This window comes from Streptomyces sp. NPDC079141 (assembly GCF_040686775.1).
Classification (GTDB): Bacteria; Actinomycetota; Actinomycetes; order Streptomycetales; family Streptomycetaceae; genus Streptomyces.
In genome coordinates this window covers 825269-848185 of the sequence record NZ_JBFBLP010000002.1, presented here as the reverse complement: position 1 = coordinate 848185, position 22917 = coordinate 825269, and the positions used below count along the sequence as shown (strand labels likewise).

General features: G+C 71.0%; 21 protein-coding genes. 11 read left to right on the top strand and 10 right to left on the bottom strand.

What is annotated here, in order from left to right; translation table 11 throughout:
* Positions 1-103 precede the first annotated feature (103 nt).
* A complete protein-coding gene (locus AB0Q90_RS08970) occupies positions 104-856 on the bottom strand; it encodes an MBL fold metallo-hydrolase (protein WP_363165638.1) in 753 nt (250 codons plus the stop codon).
* Positions 857-896: 40 nt separating this feature from the next.
* Positions 897-1487 (bottom strand): TIGR03086 family metal-binding protein, encoded by a 591-nt coding sequence (locus AB0Q90_RS08965; protein ID WP_363165637.1) that lies wholly within the window; start codon positions 1485-1487, stop codon positions 897-899.
* A gap of 144 nt (positions 1488-1631) precedes the next feature.
* On the opposite strand from AB0Q90_RS08965, the gene AB0Q90_RS08960 reads away from it, so the two are divergent.
* Positions 1632-2837 (top strand): MFS transporter, encoded by a 1206-nt coding sequence (locus AB0Q90_RS08960; protein WP_363165636.1) that lies wholly within the window; start codon positions 1632-1634, stop codon positions 2835-2837.
* On the opposite strand, the gene AB0Q90_RS08955 is transcribed toward AB0Q90_RS08960, so the two are convergent.
* A complete protein-coding gene (locus AB0Q90_RS08955) occupies positions 2783-3931 on the bottom strand; it encodes a hypothetical protein (RefSeq protein WP_363165635.1) in 1149 nt (382 codons plus the stop codon). The two genes, AB0Q90_RS08960 and AB0Q90_RS08955, sit on opposite strands and share 55 nt — an antisense overlap.
* Positions 3928-4872, bottom strand: a complete 945-nt coding sequence (locus AB0Q90_RS08950; RefSeq protein ID WP_363165634.1) for a 5-dehydro-4-deoxyglucarate dehydratase — start codon at positions 4870-4872, stop codon at positions 3928-3930. Before AB0Q90_RS08950 ends, AB0Q90_RS08955 begins: the two co-directional genes overlap by 4 nt.
* Before the next feature lie 175 nt (positions 4873-5047).
* On the opposite strand from AB0Q90_RS08950, the gene AB0Q90_RS08945 reads away from it, so the two are divergent.
* The 7 genes from AB0Q90_RS08945 (at position 5048) to AB0Q90_RS08915 (ending at position 12592) form a co-directional block, all read left to right on the top strand.
* Positions 5048-5857 (top strand): NAD(P)-dependent oxidoreductase, encoded by an 810-nt coding sequence (locus tag AB0Q90_RS08945; protein WP_363165633.1) that lies wholly within the window; start codon positions 5048-5050, stop codon positions 5855-5857.
* A gap of 313 nt (positions 5858-6170) precedes the next feature.
* Positions 6171-6953 (top strand): DeoR/GlpR family DNA-binding transcription regulator, encoded by a 783-nt coding sequence (locus AB0Q90_RS08940; protein ID WP_363165632.1) that lies wholly within the window; start codon positions 6171-6173, stop codon positions 6951-6953.
* Between the two features lie 77 nt (positions 6954-7030).
* On the top strand, positions 7031-8392 hold the full coding sequence (locus AB0Q90_RS08935) for a sugar ABC transporter substrate-binding protein (protein WP_363165631.1): 1362 nt from the start codon (positions 7031-7033) through the stop codon (positions 8390-8392).
* A gap of 2 nt (positions 8393-8394) precedes the next feature.
* Entirely contained in the window at positions 8395-9342 is a 948-nt protein-coding gene (locus tag AB0Q90_RS08930; RefSeq protein ID WP_363165630.1) for a sugar ABC transporter permease, read from the top strand.
* On the top strand, positions 9342-10196 hold the full coding sequence (locus AB0Q90_RS08925) for a carbohydrate ABC transporter permease (protein WP_363165629.1): 855 nt from the start codon (positions 9342-9344) through the stop codon (positions 10194-10196). The genes AB0Q90_RS08930 and AB0Q90_RS08925 overlap by 1 nt, the downstream gene beginning before the upstream one ends.
* A complete protein-coding gene (locus tag AB0Q90_RS08920) occupies positions 10193-11182 on the top strand; it encodes a zinc-dependent alcohol dehydrogenase family protein (RefSeq protein WP_363165628.1) in 990 nt (329 codons plus the stop codon). The genes AB0Q90_RS08925 and AB0Q90_RS08920 overlap by 4 nt, the downstream gene beginning before the upstream one ends.
* 210 nt (positions 11183-11392) lie before the next feature.
* Positions 11393-12592, top strand: coding sequence for a TerD family protein (locus AB0Q90_RS08915; RefSeq protein ID WP_363165654.1), 1200 nt, complete (start codon positions 11393-11395; stop codon positions 12590-12592).
* Between the two features lie 59 nt (positions 12593-12651).
* Here the strand turns inward: AB0Q90_RS08915 and AB0Q90_RS08910 are convergent, their stop codons facing one another.
* Both AB0Q90_RS08910 and AB0Q90_RS08905 read right to left on the bottom strand, forming a co-directional pair.
* Positions 12652-14235, bottom strand: coding sequence for a TROVE domain-containing protein (locus AB0Q90_RS08910; protein ID WP_363165627.1), 1584 nt, complete (start codon positions 14233-14235; stop codon positions 12652-12654).
* Positions 14236-14716: 481 nt separating this feature from the next.
* Positions 14717-16162 carry an alkaline phosphatase PhoX gene (locus AB0Q90_RS08905; protein WP_363165626.1) on the bottom strand — a complete coding sequence of 482 codons (1446 nt, stop codon included), beginning with the start codon at positions 16160-16162 and terminating at the stop codon, positions 14717-14719.
* Between the two features lie 355 nt (positions 16163-16517).
* On the opposite strand from AB0Q90_RS08905, the gene AB0Q90_RS08900 reads away from it, so the two are divergent.
* The 3 genes from AB0Q90_RS08900 (at position 16518) to AB0Q90_RS08890 (ending at position 18405) form a co-directional block, all read left to right on the top strand.
* On the top strand, positions 16518-16706 hold the full coding sequence (locus AB0Q90_RS08900; protein WP_363165625.1) for a hypothetical protein: 189 nt from the start codon (positions 16518-16520) through the stop codon (positions 16704-16706).
* A gap of 78 nt (positions 16707-16784) precedes the next feature.
* Positions 16785-17945: a hypothetical protein gene (locus AB0Q90_RS08895; RefSeq protein ID WP_363165624.1), complete on the top strand. Its 1161-nt coding sequence runs from the start codon at positions 16785-16787 to the stop codon at positions 17943-17945.
* Positions 17946-17958: 13 nt separating this feature from the next.
* Positions 17959-18405, top strand: a complete 447-nt coding sequence (locus AB0Q90_RS08890) for a hypothetical protein (protein ID WP_363165623.1) — start codon at positions 17959-17961, stop codon at positions 18403-18405.
* Between the two features lie 13 nt (positions 18406-18418).
* Here the strand turns inward: AB0Q90_RS08890 and AB0Q90_RS08885 are convergent, their stop codons facing one another.
* From AB0Q90_RS08885 to AB0Q90_RS08870, 4 genes are all read right to left on the bottom strand, one after another.
* The gene (locus AB0Q90_RS08885) at positions 18419-18901 is read right to left on the bottom strand and encodes a hypothetical protein (protein WP_363165622.1); all 483 of its coding nucleotides are present in this window, start codon (positions 18899-18901) and stop codon (positions 18419-18421) included.
* A gap of 138 nt (positions 18902-19039) precedes the next feature.
* Positions 19040-20392 (bottom strand): hypothetical protein, encoded by a 1353-nt coding sequence (locus AB0Q90_RS08880; protein WP_363165621.1) that lies wholly within the window; start codon positions 20390-20392, stop codon positions 19040-19042.
* Between the two features lie 119 nt (positions 20393-20511).
* Entirely contained in the window at positions 20512-21195 is a 684-nt protein-coding gene (locus AB0Q90_RS08875) for a Crp/Fnr family transcriptional regulator (RefSeq protein WP_363165620.1), read from the bottom strand.
* A gap of 36 nt (positions 21196-21231) precedes the next feature.
* The gene (locus AB0Q90_RS08870) at positions 21232-22659 is read right to left on the bottom strand and encodes a hypothetical protein (protein WP_363165619.1); all 1428 of its coding nucleotides are present in this window, start codon (positions 22657-22659) and stop codon (positions 21232-21234) included.
* Positions 22660-22917: the final 258 nt, after the last annotated feature.

Genomic DNA, 22917 nt, shown 5'->3' with positions numbered 1-22917 from the left:
GTATCGGATCTCACGTATCGCGTCTCATATATGACGTACGAAGTACGACGCGATGAAGGTAGGAGCGCCTCCGTGTTTCGTCAATGCTTCTGACAAAGGAAGTTCAGACGGCGTGCACCTCGCCCACCCGTGCGGTGGCGGTGGGTCCGCCGAAGGCCGAGGCGGCGCGGGCGGTGGCGTCCTCGGGGGTGAGGGTGGGCCCGACGTGCGTGACGAGCAGCTGCCGAACGCCCGCCGCACGGGCGGTGGTTCCGGCCTCCTCGGGCGTCAGATGCACCTGTTCGCCTTCGCGATGTACGTCGATGTCGGCCTCGCACAGGAACAGGTCGGCGGAGTCGGCGAGTCCGGCCAGCGCGGCGCAGGGGCCGGAGTCCCCGGAGTAGGCGAGTACGCGCCCGCCGGACTCGGCGCGCAGCCCGAAGGCCTCGACGTCGTGCACGACTTCGCGTGCGGTGAGCGACAGATCGCCATGCCGGACGAGGTAGCCGTCGTAGAGGGGCCGGAACTCAAAAACAGCGTCAAGGAATTGGGCATCCGGCCGTCCGAAGAACCCGGCGAGGCGCTGGGCGCAGCCGCGCGGCGCGTACACCGGGATCGGCGCGGGCGGGGTGAGCCCGCCGTAGGCGAAGGCGTAGAAGGCGGCGCCGAGATCGGCCATGTGATCCGCGTGCAGATGGGAGATCCAGATGGCGTCGAGCCGTGCCGGATCGGTGTGCCGCTGCAACTCCGCGAAGGTTCCGGTACCGGCGTCCACCCACGCCTCGGCGCCCCCGCCGCGCAGCAGATGGCCGGAGCAGGGGCGGTCGGGGGCGGGGTGCGGGGAGGCGGTACCGAGGACGGTCAGCGTGAGAGACATGCGGGGAGGCTAGATCGCGGCCCCCCGCACTCGCCTCTGCTTATGGCCGCGCTGTCCACCCCGGTTCCCGTCCGCTGAGCCCCACCGCCCGGTCGAGCAGCGGCGCGTCCTCCGGCACCGGCACGACCGGGCCGAAGATGGCGCCCCGGCCGGGGTCGTCGACGGCGGCGAGGAGGAAGTCGTACGTCGCCTGGAGCGCGGCCGGGTCGGGCTCGTACGCCTGGCCGGTGGCGCGGGCCAGGTCCCAGCCGTGGATGACGAGTTCGTCGACGCAGACGGCACCGGCGATCGCGCCGGGCAGGTCCACGCCGCCGGCCCGGGTCATGCCGGTCCAGGCGTCCGGGTCCTTCCATGCCTCGGCGAGCTCGTCCAGCACCTTGGGCAGCTCCTCGCGCCAGCCGGGGCCGATGTCGGGGACGGCGTCGGTGGGGCTGGTGTCGGTGGTGACGCCGAGATCCTTGCGGGCGGCGTCACGGAAGGCGACGGACAGGCCCAGCAGATGTCCCAGCAGGTTGCGCAGCCGCATCTCCGGACACGGAGTGGCGCCCGTCAACTGCTCGTCGGTCACGCCTTCGGCCAGGCGCGCCAGGACTCGGGTCTGGGGTCCGAGGTCGATGATCCGATCCGTCATGCGGTGCTCCTCAGAGTTCCGGGGTGGTCGTGAAGGGTGGACTGTCCCCACCCCGAAAACTCATCGCCCACGCCCCGGGGAACCTCGGATCTACGGCACCTGCCCCATCCCCGCCCCAGGTCCTTAGCCGCACGATGACCAGGCATGAAGACAACTTGGACCGTCCTGCGCGACCGCACCGCCGGGCTCTCTCTCGCCGGCGTCGTGATCTCCGGCTTCGGCACCTCGGCGCTGTGGCTGGTGTCGGGCGTGTGGGTCAAGGACCTCACCGGTTCGGACGGGCTCGCCGCGCTGTGCATGCTGGCGATGTGGGCGCCCACCCTGGCGGGCCCCCTGCTGGGCACGCTCGCCGACCGCACCCGCCGCCGGCCGCTGCTCATCGGAGTGAACCTGCTGCTGGCCGCCCTGCTGCTCACCCTCCTCACCGTCGGCTCCCGCGACGGCCTCTGGCTCCTCTTCGCGGTGCTGTTCGTGTACGGCGCGGCGGGCGTCGTCCATGACGCGGCCGAGTCCGCGCTCGTCGCCTCCGCCGTGCCCAAGCCGCTGCTCGGCGACTTCAACGGACTGTGCATGACGGCCGGCGAGGGCATGAAGATCCTTGCCCCACCGGCCGGCGCCGCCCTCTACGCGGCGTACGGCGGCCCGAGCGTGGCCCTCCTGGACGCGGTCACCTTCGTGGCGGCCGCCGCGCTGTACTCCTGCCTGCGCGTGCGGGAGAACAGGCCCGAGCCGTCCACGGTCCACTGGCGCGCGCAGACCGCCGAGGGCGTCGGTTACCTGTGGTCGAGCCCGCCCACCCGGCGGCTGGTCCTGGCGGGCGGCACCACCATGCTCCTCGCGGGCCTCAACGGCACGATGATCTACGCCGTCGTCGACGCCCTCGGCCACTCCCCCGCGTACGTGGGCGTGCTGTACGCCGTCCAGGGCGCCGGCTCGGTGGCCGTCGGGCTGCTCTCCGGGCCCGCCCTGCGCCGGCTCGGCGCGCACCGGTTCGCGGCGTACGGCATCGCTCTGCTGGGCGTCGCCGTGGCCCTGCGGGCGGTGCCGTCCGATGCGGTGGCCCTGGTGTGCAGCGCGGCGATCGGCGCGGGGCTGCCCTGTGTGCTGATCGCCGCGCTGACGCACGTACAGGGCGAGACGCCCGCCGCGCTGCTGGGCCGGGTCACCGCCACCGCCCACACGCTGATCTTCACCCCGAACGTCGTCGGGCTGGCCGTGGGCGCGGTACTCGTCGAACTGGTCGACCACCGGCCGCTGTTGGCGGTGGCGGGGGCGGCGCTCCTGGTGACGGCGTTTCAGAGCGCGGCGCGCACCAGCTCCAGGTCCCCGTCCGAGGCCAGCCCGGCGTGATACAGCCGCAGCTCCGTCGCCCCGAGGTCACGCGCGCGTGCCGCGTCCGCGGCCAGCGTGGCCGGGCTGCCGCCCATTCCGGAGACCACGGCGAAGTTGGCGGCGAGGACCCCGCGGCCCTGCTGCGCGAACGGCGTCAGCAGGCCGGGGCCGCCCGTGCACGGTACGACCACACCGTCCGCGACGGACAGGATGTGCGCGGGGTCCACCCCGGCGTTCGCCCCGCAGTGGTACGGCACCGGGTCGGCGTGCAGCAGCACCTGGAAGCCGGCCGGCGCGGCGGCACGGACCGCGGCGACGGCCGCCTCCTGGAGCGCACGGGCGGTGCCGTCGCGCCACGCGCGCGTGGCGGCCGCGTTGCCCGCCCCGAGCAGCTTCTCGACGTCCGCCCAGCCGTCGTCGGCGGCCGCCCCCTGCCACAGCGGCTCCAGCGCGGCCCGTACGACCGCCGCCAACTCGTCGGCGTCCAGGCCCTGTTCGCCGTAGCCCGCCCGGCAGGCGGGGCAGAAGCAGAGCGACATCAGGTACTGCCCGGCCTCGCCGAGCCCGACCCCGCCGGTCTTGTCGTGGGCGTGCAGATGGGCGAGTCCGTACCAGCCGAGGGACTCCAGCTCGGTGCCGTGCGCGCCGGGCCGTACGGCGGCCTCGGCGGCGAGGTCGATCAGGTACGCGCGCGTGGCGGGCTGTGCGATGCAGGGGGCCCACGGGTAGCGGTCGCCGTAGGCGTTGACGACGGAGGTCCCCGGATGTTCGGCGCCCAGGCGGGAGTTGTGCGCGAGCACGACCCAGGTGTGCACCTCCAGGCCCGCGTCGGTCAGGGCCTCCGCCGCCTCGCCGAAGGCGTCGCCGGGCGCCCAGTCGCCGGCCGGGTACGGGCGCAGCTCCCGGCCCTGCCAGCGGTCGTCCGTGGGGTAGAGCACGGCGGCGTGCTCGGCGGTGACGATGCGGTGGCGCGGGTGGCGGGGGGTCAGGGCGCGGGTGGAGTGGTAGGCGGCGGCCAGCGTCACCTGCCGCACGCCGAGGGCGGCGATCCGCCCGGCCGCCTCCGGGTCCGCGTTGATGTCCCAGGGGTAGACGAATGCCGACGCCTTCACTTTCCGTCCTCCTCAAGCAGCGCGTATCCGCGCTCGATCACCAGGGCGAGCTGCTTGACATGATCCTCGGTCGGCTCGTGCAGCGGGGGCCGGACCTCCCCGACGTCCAGCCCGCGCAGCCGCACCCCGGCCTTGACCAGGGCGACGGCGTATCCGCGTCCCTGGGCGCGCAGTTCGACGAACGGCCGGTAGAAGCCGTCGAGCAGGCGGCGGACGGTGGTGTCGTCGCCGGACCCGAGTGCCGTGTGGAAGGCGAGGGCGATCTCGGGGGCGAAGCAGAACACGGCCGAGGAGTAGAGCGTGATGCCGAGGGCGCGATAGGCGAGCTGGGTCTGCTCGGCGGTCGGCAGTCCGTTGAAGTAGAGGAAGTCTCCCGGCACTTCGGTGCGGACGGCGCTGACGATCCGCTGCATGAGGTCCAGGTCGCCGAGGCCGTCCTTGAGCCCGACGATCCCGTCCGTGCGGGCCAGTTCGACCACGGTCTGCGGGGTGAACACGGCGTTGTCGCGCTGGTAGACGATCACGGGGAGCGCGGTGGCTGCGGCCAGCTCCCGGTAGTGCCGCAGCAGCCCCTCCTGCCCGGCGAGCACGAGGTAGGGCGGCAGGGCGAGCAGTCCGTCGGCGCCGGCCTCCTCGGCGAGGCGCGCGTAGCGCACGGCGAGGGCGGTGCCGTAGCCGGCCCCGGCGACGACCGGCACCCGGCCCGCGGCCTCCTCGACGGCGGCCCGTACGCATTCCTGGAACTCCTCCGGCGTCAGCGCGTGGAACTCGCCGGTGCCGCAGCAGGCGAAGACGGCGGCGGCGCCGGCCTCCACCCCGCGGCGCACATGCGCGCGGTAGACGTCGAGGTCGACCGCGCCGTCGGGGGCGTAGGCGGTGACGGGGAAGAACAGCGGCCCGCTGGGGATGCCGAGTCGAGCGGCGAGGTCGGCAGGCGTCACAGGCTCTCCCTAGAACGGGGCGGTCAAGGATCCGGACGTGCAGGTTTCTGATCGGAGTTTATATTTATGAACGACACCCGCGCCACCCTTGACGGGGCGTGGCGATGATCCTTAGCTTGTCCATGAATGTGAATACCGTGCGCTCATACGGCCGTCGACTCAAGGAGAACCGAGGATGCCAGCGCCTCGCACCGTTCTGCTCACCGGCGCCGCCGGCGGACTCGGCACCCTGATGCGGGACCTGCTCCCGGCCTACGGCTACCAGCTGCGCCTGCTCGACCTGCTGCCCGTCGAGGGCGAGCCGGACGCCGTCGTGGCGGACCTGGCCGACAAGGAGGCGCTGCGCGAGGCCGTCCGGGGCGTGGACGCGATCATCCACCTCGCGGGCATCTCCCTGGAAGCCCCCTTCGAGAAGATCCTCAAGGCCAACATCGAGGGCACCTACAACCTGTACGAGGCCGCGCGCGAGGAGGGCGTGGCACGCATCGTCTTCGCCTCCTCCAACCACGCGGTGGGCTTCACCCCGCGCCCCCAGGGCGACGACCCCCTGATCCCGATCGACACCCCGCACCGCCCGGACACCTTCTACGGCCTGTCCAAGTCCTTCGGCGAGGACCTCGCGCAGTTCTACTGGGACAAGTACGGCCTGGAGACCGTCTCGGTGCGCATCGGCTCGTGCTTCGCCGAGCCGACCAGCGTCCGCATGCTCTCGGTGTGGATGAGCCCGGCCGACGGCGCCCGCCTCTTCCACGCCTCCCTGACCGCGGAGAACGTCGGCCACACCGTCGTATACGGCTCCTCGGCCAACACCCGCCTGTGGTGGGACCTGACCACCGCCCGCTCCCTCGGCTACGACCCGCAGGACGACTCCGAGCCCTACGCCGAGAAGCTCATCGCCGAGCAGGGCGAACTGGACCCGGAGAACATCGCGCACGCCCACCTGGGCGGCCACTTCGTGAGCGACCCGCCGATCTGGCCGTACTGAGCCGTCGGCACGGCGGAAAACGAGCGTCCGGAGAGCGGGCGGGCACGGAACGGGCCCGCCCGCTTCCGCATTCGGGCATCCGCCCTGCCCGTTCTCACGTCCGCGATCTACGGCCGTGCAGGTCCGAGACGGGCAGCCGCCGAGCCAAACGGGCACAAGCGGGCAGTTTCGACTCCGCAACAGACCTGTTCAGACCCCAAACCCGGCTGTAGAAATTCCCCCATGGGCCGCACCGGGCCCGAACGGGCAACGTGACCCGACCGCCCCCGACGCGATCGGGTCACGCAGCACAGCACGGAAGCGGGTGTCGACGATGACGACGGCGAATACGGCGAAGACCGCCGAGGAACGCCAGCGTGAGATCGTGCGCCTCGCACGGGTCACCGGCTCGGTCGACGTCACCGCGCTCGCCACCGAACTGGGCGTCGCCAAGGAGACCGTACGCCGGGACCTGCGCGTCCTGGAGGACCACGGCCTGCTCCGCCGCACCCACGGCGGCGCCTACCCCGTGGAGAGCGCCGGCTTCGAGACGACGCTCGCCTTCCGTGCCACCAGCCATGTACCCGAGAAGCGCCGGATCGCGGCCGCTGCGGCCGGTCTGCTCGGGGACGCCGAGACGGTCTTCGTCGACGAGGGCTTCACCCCGCAGCTCGTCGCCGAGGCCCTGCCCAGGGACCGGCCGCTGACCGTGGTCACCGCGTCCCTGCCGGTCGCGGGCTCGCTCGCCGAGGCCGAGAACGTCTCGGTCCTGCTGCTCGGCGGCCGGGTGCGGTCCGGCACGCTGGCGACCGTCGACCACTGGACGACGAAGATGCTCGCCGGCTTCGTCATCGACCTGGCGTTCATCGGCGCCAACGGCATCTCCCGCGACCACGGCCTCACCACCCCCGACCCCTCGGTCAGCGAGGTCAAGGCGCAGGCGATCCGGTCCGCGCGGCGCACGGTGTTCGCCGGCGTGCACACCAAGTTCGGAGCGGTCAGCTTCTGCCGGTTCGCCGAGGTCGGCGCCCTGGAGGCGATCGTGACGAGCACGCTGCTCCCCGCGGCCGAGGCCCACCGCTACTCCCTGCTGGGACCCCAGGTCATCCGCGTCTGACAGACCCGCTCCCGCCCCCGCAGGGCACCCCCATACCCACCGCCGCCCCCTTTCCCCCTAAATGTCCAGGAGCACCCATGCGAACCCAGAGCCGAAGCGCGCCACGCTCCCTCCTCCTCGTGGCCGCCGTAGGGACGCTGATCACTCCGCTCGCCGCCTGCGCGGGCGCCGGCGGATCCGGATCCTCCGGCGGCGACTCCATCAACGTCCTGATGGTGAACAACCCGCAGATGGTGGAGCTCCAGAAGCTCACCGCGGACAACTTCACCAAGGACACCGGGATCAAGGTGAACTTCACCGTCCTGCCCGAGAACGACGTCCGCGACAAGATCAGCCAGGACTTCGCCAACCAGGCCGGCCAGTACGACGTCGCCACCCTGAGCAACTACGAGATACCGATCTACGCCAAGAACGGCTGGCTCCATTCCCTGGACTCGTACGTCAAGGACGACACCGCCTTCGACCAGGACGACGTCCTCACCCCGATGACCCAGGCCCTCACCGCGGAGGACGGCAAGCTCTACGGCGAGCCCTTCTACGGCGAGTCCTCCTTCCTGATGTACCGCAAGGACGTCCTGGAGAAGGCCGGCCTGACCATGCCCGCCAAGCCCACCTGGCAGCAGGTCGCCGACCTCGCCGCGAAGGTGGACGAGGCCGAGTCCGACATGAAGGGCATCTGCCTGCGCGGCCTGCCCGGCTGGGGCGAGGTCATGGCACCGCTCACCACGGTCGTCAACACCTTCGGCGGCACCTGGTTCGACCAGGACTGGAACGCACAACTGGACTCCAAGGAGTTCAAGGAAGCCACCCGGTTCTACGTCGACCTGGTCCGCGAGCACGGCGAGTCCGGCGCCGCCCAGTCCGGCTACGCCGAGTGCCTGAACAACATGACCCAGGGCAAGACGGCCATGTGGTACGACGCCACCGCCGGCGCCGGCTCCCTGGAGGCCTCCGGCTCCCCGGTCAAGGGCAAGATCGGCTACGTCCCGGCGCCGGTCGAGAAGACCGAGAGCTCGGGCTGGCTCTACACCTGGGCCTGGGGCATCCAGAAGTCCTCCAAGAACGCCGAGAACGCCTGGAAGTTCATCTCCTGGGCCTCCGGCAAGGACTACGAGCGGCTCGTCGGCGAGAAGATCGGCTGGGCCAACGTGCCCGGCGGCAAGCGGACATCGACGTACGACATCCCCGAGTACCGCAAGGACGCGGCCGCCTTCGCCGACGTCACCCGCGACGCCATCGCGAACGCCGAGCCCGAGGACCCGGGCGTACAGCCCCGGCCCGCACCCGGCATCCAGTTCGTCGGCATCCCCGAGTTCACCGACCTGGGCACCAAGGTCTCCCAGGAGATCAGCGCCGCCATCGCCGGCCGGCAGTCCGTGGACAGCGCCCTGAGCAAGTCGCAGCGGCTCGCCGAGGCCGTAGGAAAGAAGTACCAGTAGTCATGACCGTCACGACTTCCCCGACCCGGGTCGCCGCCGCTCCCCGGCGGCCGGCGGCCCGACGGCCGAACCGTATGCGTGCCTGGGCCACCCGGGCACCCCTGCTGCCCGCGCTGGTCTTCATGATCCTCGTGACGCAGCTGCCCTTCGTGGCCACCCTGGTGATCTCGTTCTTCGACTGGAACGCCCTCTACCCGGACGACCGCCACTTCGCCGGCTTCGCCAACTACTCGGAAGTCCTCAGCACGCCCGAACTGCGCAAGTCGGTGTGGACCACGGTCCTGCTGACCGCCACGGTCGTCCTCGTCAGCCTGCTGCTCGGCCTGCTGCTGGCACTGCTTCTGGACCGGAAGTTCCGTGGCCGGGCAGCGGTCCGCACCATGCTCATCGCCCCGTTCCTGCTGGTGCCGATCGCCGCCGCGCTGCTGTGGAAGCACGTCCTCTTCAACCCCGAGTACGGCCTCTTCAACGGCATCCTGCACTGGATCGGAGGCGACGGCGCACCCCAGCCCGACTGGATCTCCGAGATGCCGCTGATGGCGGTCGAAGCGTCCCTGATCTGGCAGTGGACGCCGTTCATGACGCTGATCCTGCTCGCCGGACTGCAGAGCCGCGACCCGCAGCTGATCGAGGCGGCCCGGGTGGACGGCGCGAGCGACTGGCAGGTGTTCGTCCATATGACGCTGCCGCACATCCGCCGCTACATCGAACTGAGCGTGCTGCTCGGCTCGATCTACATCGTGCAGAACTTCGACGCGGTGTACACCATCACCTCCGGCGGCCTGGGCACCGCGAACCTGCCGTACACCATCTACCAGACCTTCTACCAGGCGCACGAGAACGGCCTCGCCTCGGCGGCCGGCGTCATCGTCGTCATCGGCTCGATCATCCTCGCGACCTTCGCCCTGCGCGTCGTGTCGTCCCTGTTCCGCGCGGAGGTGTCCCGCTGATGACCACCGCAGCCATCCGGTCGCACGGCCGGTTCCGTTTCCAGGGCGCGGCCCTCGGGGTAGCGGCCTGGCTGGCCGGCCTCCTGTTCGTGCTCCCCATCCTCTGGATGGTCTTGACCTCCTTCCACTCCGAGGCGGACGCGGCGACCAACCCGCCCTCCGTCGCCGCCTCCCTCACCCTCGACAGCTACCGCGAGTTCTTCGGCATCGACGGCGGCGCGAGCCCCTGGCCCTCGCTGATCAACTCGATGACGGCATCGCTGGCCTCGACGTTGCTGACCCTTGCCCTGGCGCTGCCCGCCGCGTACGCGCTGTCGATCCGCCCGGTGAAGAAGTGGACGGACGTCCTGTTCTTCTTCCTGTCGACGAAGATGCTGCCGCTGGTGGCAGGCCTGCTGCCGATCTACCTCTTCGCGAAGAACACCGGTCTGCTCGACAACATCTGGGCGCTGGTCATCCTCTACACGGCCATGAACCTGCCGATCGCGGTGTGGATGATGCAGTCCTTCCTCGCCGAGGTGCCGGTCGCGATCATCGAGGCGGCACAGATCGACGGCGCGCGTCTGCCGACGATCCTCGGGCGGGTGGTGGCCCCCATAGCCCTGCCGGGCATCGCCGCAACATCCCTGATCTGCTTCATCTTCAGCTGGAACGAGCTGCTGTTCGCCCGAGTGCTGACGGGTGTCGTGGCCGAGACCGCCCCCGTCTTCCTGACCGGCTTCATCACCAGCCAGGGCCTGTTCCTGGCGAAGGTGTGCGCCGCCTCGCTCGTCATCTCCCTGCCGGTGCTCGCCGCGGGGTTCGCCGCCCAGGACAAGCTGGTCCAGGGCCTGTCGTTGGGAGCCGTGAAATGAAGGCCGCCGTCATCGAGTCCGTGGGCCGCGCCGTCGTCGCCGAGGTGCCCGACCCGACTCCGGGCCCGCGCGAGGTCGTCGTGGAGGTGGCGGCCTGCGGCCTGTGCGGCACCGATCTCCACATCCTCCAGGGCGAGTTCGCACCGAAGCTGCCGATCGTGCCGGGGCACGAGTTCGCGGGCACGGTGGTCGGAGTGGGCACACAGGTCACGGAGCTGTCGCCGGGCGACAGGGTGGCGGTGGACCCGTCGTTGTACTGCCACGAGTGCCGCTACTGCCGTACGGGCCACAACAACCTCTGCGAACGCTGGGCGGCGATAGGCGTGACGACGGCGGGCGGCGCGGCCCAGTACGCCGTCGCCCCCGTCGCGAACTGCGTGAAGCTCCCGGAACACGTCCGCACGCAGGACGCCGCGCTGGTGGAGCCGCTGTCCTGCGCGGTACGCGGCTACGACGTCCTCCAGTCCCGCCTGGGCGCCCACGTCCTGATCTACGGCTCGGGCACGATGGGCCTGATGATGCTGGAGCTGGCCAAGCGGACGGGCGCGGCGAGCGTCGACATGGTCGACGTGAACCCCACCCGCCTGGAAACGGCCCGCCGCCTCGGCGTCTCGGCCTCGGCGGCGACCCCGGACGAACTGGACCGCCCGCAGGGCTGGGACCTGGTGGTCGACGCCACGGGAAACGCTGCCGCAATCCAGGACGGCTTGGACCGGGTGGCGAAGGCGGGCACGTTCCTGCAGTTCGGGGTGGCGGACTATGCGACCCGGGTGACGATCGACCCGTACCGCATCTACAACCAAGAGATCACGATCACCGGCTCCATGGCAGTCCTCCACAGCTTCGAACGCGCGGCGGAACTCTTCGCGACCGGCGTCCTCGACCCGGACATCTTCATCAGCGACCGCATCCCCCTGGACCGCTACCCCCAGGCCCTGGAGCAGTTCGCGGCGGGCGTGGGCCGAAAGATCGTGGTGGTGCCGTAGAGGTTTGTCTCGACGCCGGTCGGCATCATTCAGCCCGTCCGGCGTTTGAGGACGAGGCCCGTTCAGGGCCGAAGCGGGGGTCTGGGGGCGGCAGCCCCCAGGGACGGGACGGGTAGGGGCGGCGGGGGCGAAAAAAAACTCGGCCCAGCCGATTGGCCCCGGGTAAGGGAACGGCAAAGCCACCCCGCTCGTTCACCGGGCATGACAGCTATGACCCCCGGCTCGAACATTCCTCTCTCCGCCGCGCGCGTGACGGTGGACGTCGCCGCCCCGGTGCGGCTCGACGTATCGGGCCTGCTGCTCACCGCCGACGGCAAGGTGCGCTCCGACGACGACTTCATCTTCTACAACCAGCCCACCGGCCCGGGCGTGACGTACCGCTCGGGCGGCGGCACCGCCCCCGACGCGATCACCGTCGACACCTCCACCGTCCCCCCGGGCATCGAGAAGATCGTCGTCACCGCCAGCCCGGACGCCGCCGGCCAGACCTTCCAGGGCATCGAACCCACGGCCACCATCCGCAACGCCGACGACAACTCCGTCCTGGCGACCTTCACACCCCCGCAGCTCGGCTCCGAAACGGCCTTGGTGATCGTGGAGATCTACCTGCGCAACGGCGCCTGGAAGGCCCGCGCCGTCGGCCAGGGCTACGCCAACGGCCTCGCCGGCATCGCCACCGACTTCGGCGTGACCGTGGAGGAACCGGCCCCGGCCCCCGCGGCCGCGCCCGTAGCCCCGCCCCAGCCCACCATGCAGCCCCCGGTCACCCCGCCGGCCCCGCCGATGACCACCCCGGCCACCCCTCCCCCGCCGGCCCACGCCCCCGGCACCGGAAAGATCAACCTCGACAAGGGCCGGGTCAGCCTCCAGAAGAACCAGACCGTCTCCCTGGTCAAGGGCGGCCGCCCCCTGCTCTCCCAGGTCAAGATGGGCCTCGGCTGGGAGCCGGCCTACCGCGGCAAGGACATCGACCTGGACGCCTCGGTCATCGCCTACGGACCCCAGCGCAACCACATCGACAGCTGCTACTTCGGCAAGCTCCAGATCGTGAACGGCGCGATCCGCCACTCCGGCGACAACCTCACCGGCGAGGGCGGCGGCGACGACGAGGTCATCACCGTGGACCTGGGCCGCCTGCCCCAGGAGGTCAGCGGGCTCGTCTTCACCGTCAACTCCTTCTCCGGCCAGAAGTTCACCGAGGTCGCCAAGGCCTACTGCCGGCTGATGGACGCCACGACCGGCGAGGAGCTCGTCCGCTTCGACCTCACCAGCGCCGAGCCCCAGACCGGCGTGATGATGGCCAAGCTCATCCGCCAGTTCTCCGGCGAATGGGAGATGACGGCCATGGGCGACTTCGTGAAGTCCCGCACGGTCCGCGGCATGGTGAAGCCGGCGGCCCAGGCGCTGTAGCCGGCGCGACGACCACCGACGAGTGGCCCGTACCCCCAGGGGTACGGGCCACCGTCACATCACGCCACGGCCCACGGCCAGTCCGCGTCCCGCGCCGCCTCCAGCAGCGGAACCATCCGGAACGCGGCGTCCGAAAGGCCGCCGAACACATGCCGGTTCGCCTTCCCCGACGGACCGTGCCCCGCCCGGTACCCCGCGAGGTTCCAGGTGTACACCGGCACGTCCGCCGGGACCTGCGAGGTCGGGTCGCCGTGGCGGCTGTGCGTGTACTGCTCGTCGGTGACGATCAGCACCCGGTCGTGCTTGCGGTAGTGCCGCCGCACGGCCTCGGTGGTGTCGGTGCCGCCCAGGTCGCCGAAGCGGTCCAGGATCTTCAGCACCGACTCACCCTTGCGGTACTTCACCGGCGCGCTCGTCGACCCGAACTCCACCAGGTCCGCGTCCTTCGCCCGCAGCGCGAGCGCCGTACCGAAGATCGCCGCCGCGTCCGCCCGGTTGAGCTGCGAACGGTCCGACAGCCGCGCCCACATCGAGCCGGACCGGTCGACGAGCACCAGCGTCCGCCCGGGCAGCGCCGGCACATTGGCCAGCGAGTGGCCGAGCGCCTGCTCCAGCGGGTACGACCAGCGCAGCGACGGCGCGTGCTGGTACGCGGCGAGGTAGCGGAAGGGGAACTGCCGCGAGCGCGCGACCTCGGCCGGGTCGCTGATGCGCGCGGCGACCTGCGCGGCGACCTCGTCCGAGACGCCCGCCTCGTCGAAGTTCCGCAGATTCCGCACGAGCGCCATCGCGCCCATGGACGGGATCACGGCCTCCCAGGCCGCCTTGTCCATCGGCCCCTGGAGCCAGCCCGCCAGCGCCTCCCAGGTCATCCCGGCCGCCGCGAGCCGCTCGGCCCCGCCCTCGGACGTGACGACCCCGCGCCGGTCCTCGACGGGCAGCGCCATCAGCTCGCGGTGCGCGACCAGCGTCCGGTTGGACGCGGGCGGCACGGCGGTCTCCGGGTTGTGCCGACGGTCGAGGGCGTACTGGAACAGCTCGCCCTGCCACGGCTTGTCCGGGTCCGGCGCCGCATGCACCAGGTTGAGGATGTCACCGAAGCGGTAGCCCTTGGACGCCGTGTCGTACTTCAGCAGCGACTTGCCGCCGTAGAGCCGCCGTACGGCGTCGGCGATGCCGCGCTTGACCGGCTTGGGCACATTGCGGCCGTACGTCGCCGTCCAGTACGCGAGCAGCTCGCCGGGCTCGTCCGGCCGCCGCAGCACGGAGTCGACGACCTGCCGGTTCGACGGTCCGTCGGTGGCACCGGCGTCGAGGCGTGCCTTGACGTACTCGGCGGCGCCCACGATGGAGGCCGTACGGAGGTTGCCCTCGCCGCGCAGCCAGCCGAGCAGGCCGGCCGTCCACGCCGGGTCGGTGACGGCGAGCTCGCGCACGAGGCGCGCGAACCGGTCGTCGCGGTCGGCGCCGGACTCGTAGAAGGTGTCCTGCGAGACGAAGTTGGCGACGGCGAGCAGGAAGAGCTCGGAGCGTGCGTCGCGCTCGTGGCCGCGGCCGCCCTCGTACGTACGCAGAATGCGTCCCGTCGATGTCACCCGCGAAGTGGGCTGAGCCCGCGCGGCCTTGGAGTTGAATCGCGCCATGGTGAATTCCCCCGAATTCGTTTCTGTTTCGGAGGGAGGCGCAGCAAAAGGAGGGTGCCCGAGGTCAGAAGTCGGCGGCGGACTAAGTCAGATGCTCTATCCGTTGAGCTACGCCGACCCGGAGTCGACGACGGGATTCGAACCCGCAACCTTCTGATCCAATGAAGTAACCGCTGCCTGCGCACCGGGCACCCACCATGAGCTGCGCCTCCCGAGATCAAGTCGGCGGCGGCCCGGATTCTTTGGAAGAGAAGTAGCCGCAGCCCGCGCACCGGGAGGTGCAATGAAGTTGTGGTGTCCAGAGTTCAGGTCGACGGAACCGACATTAGGTGCTCTAACCCCTGAGCTACACCGGCGCGTTGTACCGGTGGCGGGACTCGAACCCGCGGCCGCCCCATTATGAGTGGAAGTAGGTCCTGCCTTCGCACCTGGACGTTCATCACTCTAGGAGGCGTGCCGCGGGACGGGCGAGCGAATTAATTCATCCGCGCTGCTGCCGCTTCCAGGGGCCGGTGATGGCCAGCAGGATGCCGGGCTTCTGGATGTTGGCGTACAGGGTCCGGCCGCCGGGCGAGAAGGTGACGCCCGCGAACTCGCTGTACTCGGGCTCCTCTTCGGTGCCGACGTTGAGGTCGTTGCGGGCGATGGGGTAGGTGCGGCCGCTGTCCGTCGCGCCGAACAGGTGGGAGACGCCTTCGCCGTCCTCGGCGAGGACGATGCCGCCGTAGGGGGAGACGGTGATGTTGTCGGGGCCGTCGAAGGCGCCGTCGACGGAGGGGTCCGGGTTGACGCCGAGGAGGACCTTCAGGGTCAGGGTGCGGCGCTTGGGGTCGTAGAACCAGACCTGGCCGTCGTGGGGGGCGCCGGGGCTCTCCTCGCGGGCGTAGGAGGAGACGATGTAGGCGCCGCCGTCACCCCACCACATGCCCTCCAGCTTGCGGGCACGGGTGATCTCGCCGGCCGCGAACTGGTTCCGCACCGCGACGGTCTGCGCGTCGCGGTCGGGGACGTCGATCCAGTCGACGCCGTAGACCGTGCCGACCTTCGTGGCGCGGGAGAGGTCGTCGACGAACTGGCCGCCGGAGTCGAAGCACCTGGGCGCCTGGAGGACGCCGGCGTCGTCGGCGAGGGTGCGGAACCTGCCGCGGCCGTACTCGAAGCCCTTGGGCGGGGTCCAGCGGAAGAACAGGCCGTTGGGCTTGGAGGCGTCCTCGGTGAGGTAGGCGTGTCCGCGCCTGGGGTCGATGACGACGGCCTCGTGGTCGTAACGGCCGAAGAACTTCAGGGGCTTGGGGTCGCGGTTGGCGCGCCGGTCGGCGGGGTCGACCTCGAAGACGTAGCCGTGGTCCTTGGTCATGCCGTTGACGCCGGCCTTGTCGGAGTTCTCCTCACAGGTCAGCCAGGTGCCCCAAGGGGTGCTGCCGCCCGCGCAGTTGGTGGAGGTGCCGGCGATGCCGACCCACTCGGCGACCCGGCCGTCGGGGCGCACCTCGACAACCGTGCAGCCGCCGGAGGCCGCGGGGTCGTAGACGAGGCCCTCGGTGAGCGGGACGGGGTGGTCCCAGTTGGCGCGCGGGCCCTTCAGCTCGTGGTTGTTGACCAGGAGGGTGGTGCCGCGCGGGCCGCGGAAGGCGGCCGTGCCGTCGTGGTTGGAGGGGGTGAACTCGCCCGACTCCAGCTTGGTCCTCCCGCTGTAGGTGAGGACGCGGTAGCTGAATCCGGCGGGCAGCGCGAGGATGCCGTCCGGGTCGGGGATCAGCGGCCCGTAGCCGACACCGAAGGGGCTGCCCGCGGACTCCTCGCCGTCGACTTCGGTGGAGGCGAGGGCGTTCGGCGCGGTGGCGAGGACCCCCACACTGCCCGCCAGCGCGACACCGGCCCCGGTGATCGCGGAGGTTCGGGCGAAGTCCCTGCGGGTGAGCGACATGGTGTCTCCTGTGACGGTGGGTGTGCCGTGGAGGGTGGCGTACCTCGGGTCGGCGCAACCGTCGCGCCCCCGCCTGAACGGGAGTTGAACACCGGGCGACGCCACCGGACCCCCTTGCGTGAATCCGTCCGTGTCCGCGCACCGGCACCAGCGTCCCCTCCAGCCCGGGAAATTGGTCGGACGAATCTTCGTAAAGAAGGTCAACCGGCACAGATCACCGCAGTACCCATGATTTACGGCGGACATGCTTGACCGGCGTGCTCCGCGGCAATAGACAGCAACCACCTGAAGCACCCGGGGGAGGCGAGCCGGAGTGGACGCACGTCGGACACGCAGCCTCCATGAGGGCCGGCTGATGAGCCTGCCCAATGTGACGGGGGTCGGGACCGGGAAGGACGAGCACACGGGTGAGGACGTCATCGTCGTCTTCGTGACCCGCAAGGTGCCCCGGGACCGGCTCAGGGAAGAGGACGTGGTTCCGGACGAGCTCGACGGCGTACCCGTGCGCGTGCTCGCGATCGGCGAGGTCTCCGCGCAGGAGTAGCGACGCGCAGGAGTGGCGACCGTACGCCCCGGCACCGCGACGACACCGGAAATCACCGGGGAAGAAGGTGGTCTGGCCGTGACGAGCCAGCCCGAACTGATGCGAGGCCCCACCGGCGCACAGCTGAGCGACAGCTCGCGCCGGCAGGCGTTGTCGGACTTCCTGCGGCGTGAGCAGCCGCTGGCGAACGTCGTCGGCTACGGCCACGGCGTGAAGTGGAGTGGGGGTCAACCGACCGGCGAGGAGGCCGTGTTGGTGTTCGTGACCCAGAAGGTCCCGGAGTCGATGCTGCCGGAACGGGATGTGATCCCGTACCAGATGGACGACGGCACACCGACCGACGTGGTGGCCGTGGGCCATGTCGCCGCCCAGCGGCAGCAGCGGGCGCCGGGTGCGCGGCGCGAGGAGCGGCGCGGGGTGTCCTACGGCCCGGACGGCGCCGAGGAGCAGCTGGCGCGGCTGTCGCAGCCGCTGCTTGAGGAGCTGGGCACGGCCGCCGCGTTCGAGCCGCAGATCCTCAAGCGCCGTATGCGGCCCAGCCCTTCGGGCTTCTCGGTGGGCAACGTACGGGTGACCGCGGGCACGCTCGGCAGTGTGGTGTACGACTTCCTGCCGGGTGCGACGGTCGATCCGCCGGGCCCGGGTCTGGGTGTCCCGGCGAAGTTCTACATCCTGTCCAACAACCATGTGCTCGCGGACTCCAACCGGGCGCAGCTGGGCAGTCCGATCGTGCAGCCGGGTGTCTTCGACGGCGGCATCGACCCGGCGGACCGGATCTCGACCCTGGACCGTTTCGTGACGATCCAGTTCGCGCCGCAGATCCCGCTGGAGCAGCACAACAACGTCATCGACGCGGCCCTGGGCTCGGTGGACTTCCAGGACGCGACCCGGGAGCAGTACTTCAGCGGTGCGCCGCGTGCCTGGCGGCGCAAGGCGAATGTGGCGGTCGGCGACCTGGTGAAGAAGACGGGCCGGACGACCAACATCAGTTTCGGCCGGATCATCGCGGTCGACGCGACGATCGACGTCAACTACGGCACGGCCGGTACGGCCCGCTTCAAGGACCAGATCCTGACCACGAACATCTCCGCGGGCGGGGACTCGGGGTCCCTGGTCACCTCGCTCGACAACGTCGCGGTGGGGCTGCTGTTCGCCGGTTCGTCGGTGGTGACGGTCGTCAACCACATCGAGAACGTCCGCGCGCTGCTGCGCGTCGAGGTCGCCGAGCAGCTGGCCTGAGGAGGAGCATCCCATGACGACACAGGCACGCAGGCAAAAGGGCGCGGCCTCGGCCGAGCACCGCTTCCACAACGCGCAGGGCGCGGAGGTCAAGACCCGCGACGAGGCGTTCGCGCTGCAGCAGCAGGTGTCCGCCGAGGCGGTGTCCGCGGCGGCGAAGCTGGTCCTGCACAACGGCTCCGTCACCTTCGACATGGAGGTGAAGTACAACCCCAACACCTACCCGCATGTGATCACCGGCGGTCAGATCACCGGCACCATCTGCGGGGCCCCCTGGAACATCACGGGCGGGTTCATCGGTGAGACGATCCGGCTGGACGCCAAGCGCGCGGGCACGGGCTCCTGCGCGGACACGCTCACCGTGGTCGGCGAGTACCAGAACCCGCCGGCGTACCGGGGGACGTACGGCTTCAACGGCTCGGCGTCCTCGTTCAAGCACACGACGGTGTACCACTGCTGAGGACGGCGGAGTTCTAGGTGCCGAGAACCGACACCGTGACCCCGCAGCACAGCATGACCCCGGTCCAGGGCATGGCGCGCAGCAGGTGTCGGTTCTTGGCGTGTGCGATGGCGCCCAACAGGCGTGCCATGTCCCAGAGTTGGGAGCACAGCAGGCGCGGGTCGGCGGCGGGCGGTATGTCCAGTCCCATGAAGCCGAACGGGCTGAGCGGGAGCGGGACGTGCAGCCGGGGCCTCATCGCCCGGCCCAGATGGAACCCCGAGACCAGGAAGGCGACGGCGAACCCGGCCAGAGCGAGGTCGATGAGGGGTCCGGACCGGTCCCGGCCGTCCGCCCCGAGGGTGGTCACCACGGCGACGACTCCCCCGGTGTGCACCACCAGCATGCTGTTGATCTTCGCGTCGGCCTCCTGGACGTAGCCCTGGAAGGCCGCCAGCGCCCCCAGCCCCGCGGCCACGGCGATCTCGGCCGCCCGTCCGCCCGCGTACTCCGACATCCCGCCCCCTGCCCCGATTCCCTGTCCACCAGGGTGGAGCGCCCGCCGAGCGGCCCCGACCATCCCCCGTCACCTGACGGGATGGCTCCGGAGCACAACCCGCGCTCACGGGGCGCGGACCGGGGCGGGGGCGGCCGGTCAGCCGACCGTCCAGTGCTGCGTCCGATCACCCGCCCGGCATGCCTCCAGCGTCAGCGGGCCGGCCTCTCCGTGTGCGGTGAGGCAGCCGTCCGGGTGGGCGCCGTTGTGGAGGCGGAACGCGCCCTGGCCGCCGGGTACGGGGACGGCCCACCACTCCTGGGCGGGGACGTCGGCGTAGCGGTCGAGCAGGACCCGGCCGGTGTCGGGGTCGAGGGTGAGCGCCCGGTCCCGGCCGGTGGTCAGGCGCAGTCGTCCGTCGTCTCCCGGCCGCCACTGCCAGGTCCGGCCGGCGCCTTCGGGGTCGTCCACGAGCCGGGCTCCGGTCCCGTCGGCGGCCAGGACTCCGCCGTCGCCCACGTTGCCGACCGTTCCCTGCTCGGTGGCGGCCGCTGTGGGGACGGACAGCCGGGGCCGGATGTCCTCCGAGCGCGAGGTCGCGGGACCGGGGCGGTCGGGGGCGGGGGTCGCGTTCTCCGCCGCCCAGACCGACGCGTCGACCGTCCCCGCCCCGCCCGGTGCCAGGGAGAACGTGAGGGGCGTCAGGAGCGCCGCCGCCGTGAGGGTTGCCACGGCCGGTGCCACCAGGGACGCCAGTACGAGCCGCGGTGTCCATCTGACCGCCCGTGAGATTCCGCGGATCCGGGGTGCAACGGTTCTGCCGAAACGGCGTCGCAGCCGGGCGAGCAGCGACGGATCGACGGTTCTGCGCACCTCCTCGGCCGTGCGGCCGGGCGCAGTGAGGAAGGCGCCCCACTTCTTCTTGTGCTTGTCGAGGACCTGGACGGGCTGGAAGCTCGCCGGGTCGACGCCCTCGGCCCAGCCTCCGCGCACGGCCTGTTCGTACACGTACTGGCTGACGATCACCACCAACTGCTGGTCGGCGAACTCCCGTTGCAGCCACTTCGCCTGCTCGCAGTCGACGAGCCGCTTGGCCTCGACGGCGCCCTCGCCCGCGGTGCCGAGCGCGCTCTCCGCGGCGAGGCCGGTGACGACCGACAGCCGGACCCGCAGCAGCTTGCCGGGTTCCCTGGTGACGTTCTTCTTCTCCAGGCTGTCCTGGAAGGCCGCGACGTAGGTGGAGACCACCCGGCTCATCCGGTCGCTGGGCCACCAGATCAGGAACCCGTCGCCGTCCTTCTGGAAGCCCCGCCAGTGCTCGCGCAGTGCCTCGGGCATCTGTGCGAGCACCTCCTGGTGCGCCCCCAGGAGCGCCGCTTGCGCCAGGTGCATCTCGGGGCCGGAGAAGCTGCTGTAGTCGCCCAGATCCGCGCGAACGAATACCGCCTCGAAGAGATTCTCGACTGGATCGGATCCGGGTCCGTCACCGGACTCGGACGGATTGTCGTGCAAGGTACGTGTGGCCCTCTCCTGAAACGGAGGACGAAGTCCATGGCGTGGTAACAGCAGGTGAATACCACACCAGAACGAGCGGTCGCCACCTGCGTCCGGCCCCTCTCCCGCACCGGCCGTCACTCCTGCTCGGCGAGCGCCCGAAGCCCCGTCAGATCCGTGACGATGACGCGCCGGTGCTGAGCGTCCACGAGATCACGCAGCTCCCTCAGCGCCCGGTAGGCGGTGCTCTCCGAGACCCCGATCAGCTCGCCCCACTCCAGGTGCTTGAGGTCCATCGGAAGGATTACCTCACGACCCCGCACCGACTGCCCGAAGTCGTCGGCCATCTCCACGAGAACCCGCGCGAGCCGCACCGCGGGACTCCTGCGGCGGTAGTCGACCCGGCGCCGGGTGGCCGCGGCCAACTTCCGGCTCACGGACTCCTGAAGCTGCCGCAGCACCTCGGGACGGGCCTGCCTGACCTGGTCGAAGTCGCTCCAGCGGAGCCGGAGCGCGGTGACGGGCCCGGTACCGCACGCGATGACGGACGCGCTGCGGGGAGCCCCGCTCATCCCGGCCAGCTCGCCCACCAGATCCCCGCTCATGCGTACGGCAACCAGCGTCCAGCCGCCGCCGGGGAGGGACGCGGTGACCTTGACGTACGAAGAACAGAGCACGAAGACATCGGAGGTACTGTCGCCCTCCTCGATCAGCAGGGCGCCGCGCTCGAACGAGACGAGTTCCCCACGCTCACCGAGCTCACGCCGGGCGGCAGCGCCGAGCCCGCCCAGGAAACTGCCGCTCCTCCAAACACCGTCCACACAGCCCCCGCACTCGGTGTCACCCGCCCGAGAACCTCAATCCCCCCGCTGCGACCGCGCCTTGAACGCGGCCTTCCGGGCCTCCTTCGCCACCTTCTTGTCCGGATGCAACCGTCCCATCGCCTCCAGCACTTCGGCCGTGGCCGGATGTTCCACCCGCCAGGCCGCCGCAAAGAAGCCACCGTGCTGCGCGGCAAGTCCCTCCACGAGGGCCTGCAGTTCGTCGGAGTTCCCCTCGGCGGCGAGCTGCGCCGCAATCGTGTCGACGGTCAGCCAGAAGACCATCGCCTCCGACGGCACCGGAACGTCCGCCGCCCCGTGCTCGGTCAGCCAGACCCGGGCAAGACCGCCCAGCTCCGCGTCGTCGAGCACCTCCCGCAGCGCCGGCTCGGCCTCCCGCCCCACCAGCGACAGCGCCTGCTGGCACCGCAGCCTGCGCAGCGGCGCCCCCGCGTCGGCGCCCCGCGCCGCCGCGAGCAACTCCCGTGCCGCCGCGAGGGATTCACGCCGCGCGAGCCACTGCTCGGTCTCCGCCTGCGCCGCCGAGGGCGCGTACGTGGCCGTCCCGTCGAGCAGCGCGTCGGCGCCCTTGTCCGCGAGGTCGCCCACGGCCGGCGCCGTGAACCCGGCCTCCAGCAGCCGCGCGCGCAGCCCGTACAGCCCGAGCGGGGTCAGCCGCACCATGCCGTAGCGGGAGACGTCGGTGTCGTCGACCGGCGCGGCGGGCTCCTCGTCGGCGTCCGCCATGAGGGCCTCGTCCACCGGCTGGAACTCCACCAGACCGACGGGCTCAAGGAGCCGGAACTGGTCGTCCAGCCGCATCATCGCGTCGGAGACCTGCTCCAGTACGTCGTTGGTGGGCTCCCCCATGTCGCTGGGCACGATCATCGACGCGGCCAGCGCGGGCAGCGGCACCGGTCCCTCACCGGGGCCGTCGTCGCCGGCGGTCAGCAGGTACAGGTTGGCGAGGACCCCGTCGAGGAACTCCGCCTCGGCCTCTGGGTCCCAGTCCAGCGCGGAGAAGTCGATCTCCCCGCCCTCATCCATGGCGTCGACGAGGTCGTCGAGGTCCGGCACGCTCGCGTCGGCGAGCACGGCGTCCAGCGCGCCCAGCCACACCGCGAGCACGTCGTGCGGCGAACCGCCGGTGAGCAGGGCCAGGTCCTCGCCCGCGGCGACGGTGCCCTCCTCCTCGTCGACGACCTCGACGAGGCCGGTGTCGACGGCGATGCGCCAGGCCTCACTGGCGTAGGCGGCGGCCTCGTCCCCGGTCAGTCCGAGGAGCTCGGCCGCGGCGGGGAGCTGGTCCTCGACGAGTCCGCCACCGGCGTCCACTCGGGTGTCGGGTCCGGCCCAGCGGGCGAGCCGGGCGGCACGGGACAGCAACGGCGTGGACAACGCGTCCCGCGCCAGCTCCGCTTCGGGGTGCAGCCGCACCGGCGGCAGGGGGGAGCTGTCTGTCATCGGCTGGTTCTCCTCGGGCGCGTCGTACCACTCAGCCGCTCAGCCTAGACGGATTTCAACCCATGCCGCCCGGTTCATCTACCCGTTGGCCCCCGTACATGGCCGAAACCTTGACAAGTGGCCTGACCAGGAATGAGATTACGCGCGTAGAAATCTGCTGGACATCTGTTCACTGTAGTTTCTACGCGCGTCGCGCCGCCCCATCGGTCGCGGCCACCGCCGCTGCCGCCCCACCGGTCGCGGCTCCGACCATTCCAC

Coding starts and splice junctions, on each gene's coding strand:
- AB0Q90_RS08970 (WP_363165638.1), bottom strand. CDS start 856: ATGTCTCTCACGCTGACCGTCCTCGGTACCGCCTCCCCGCACCCCGCC.
- AB0Q90_RS08905 (WP_363165626.1), bottom strand. CDS start 16,162: ATGTCGCTCACCCGCAGGGACTTCGCCCGAACCTCCGCGATCACCGGG.
- AB0Q90_RS08885 (WP_363165622.1), bottom strand. CDS start 18,901: ATGTCGGAGTACGCGGGCGGACGGGCGGCCGAGATCGCCGTGGCCGCG.
- AB0Q90_RS08915 (WP_363165654.1), top strand. CDS start 11,393: ATGACCCCCGGCTCGAACATTCCTCTCTCCGCCGCGCGCGTGACGGTG.
- AB0Q90_RS08945 (WP_363165633.1), top strand. CDS start 5,048: ATGCCAGCGCCTCGCACCGTTCTGCTCACCGGCGCCGCCGGCGGACTC.
- AB0Q90_RS08910 (WP_363165627.1), bottom strand. CDS start 14,235: ATGGCGCGATTCAACTCCAAGGCCGCGCGGGCTCAGCCCACTTCGCGG.
- AB0Q90_RS08960 (WP_363165636.1), top strand. CDS start 1,632: ATGAAGACAACTTGGACCGTCCTGCGCGACCGCACCGCCGGGCTCTCT.
- AB0Q90_RS08930 (WP_363165630.1), top strand. CDS start 8,395: ATGACCGTCACGACTTCCCCGACCCGGGTCGCCGCCGCTCCCCGGCGG.
- AB0Q90_RS08940 (WP_363165632.1), top strand. CDS start 6,171: ATGACGACGGCGAATACGGCGAAGACCGCCGAGGAACGCCAGCGTGAG.
- AB0Q90_RS08900 (WP_363165625.1), top strand. CDS start 16,518: ATGAGCCTGCCCAATGTGACGGGGGTCGGGACCGGGAAGGACGAGCAC.
- AB0Q90_RS08870 (WP_363165619.1), bottom strand. CDS start 22,659: ATGACAGACAGCTCCCCCCTGCCGCCGGTGCGGCTGCACCCCGAAGCG.
- AB0Q90_RS08935 (WP_363165631.1), top strand. CDS start 7,031: ATGCGAACCCAGAGCCGAAGCGCGCCACGCTCCCTCCTCCTCGTGGCC.
- AB0Q90_RS08965 (WP_363165637.1), bottom strand. CDS start 1,487: ATGACGGATCGGATCATCGACCTCGGACCCCAGACCCGAGTCCTGGCG.
- AB0Q90_RS08890 (WP_363165623.1), top strand. CDS start 17,959: ATGACGACACAGGCACGCAGGCAAAAGGGCGCGGCCTCGGCCGAGCAC.
- AB0Q90_RS08925 (WP_363165629.1), top strand. CDS start 9,342: ATGACCACCGCAGCCATCCGGTCGCACGGCCGGTTCCGTTTCCAGGGC.
- AB0Q90_RS08920 (WP_363165628.1), top strand. CDS start 10,193: ATGAAGGCCGCCGTCATCGAGTCCGTGGGCCGCGCCGTCGTCGCCGAG.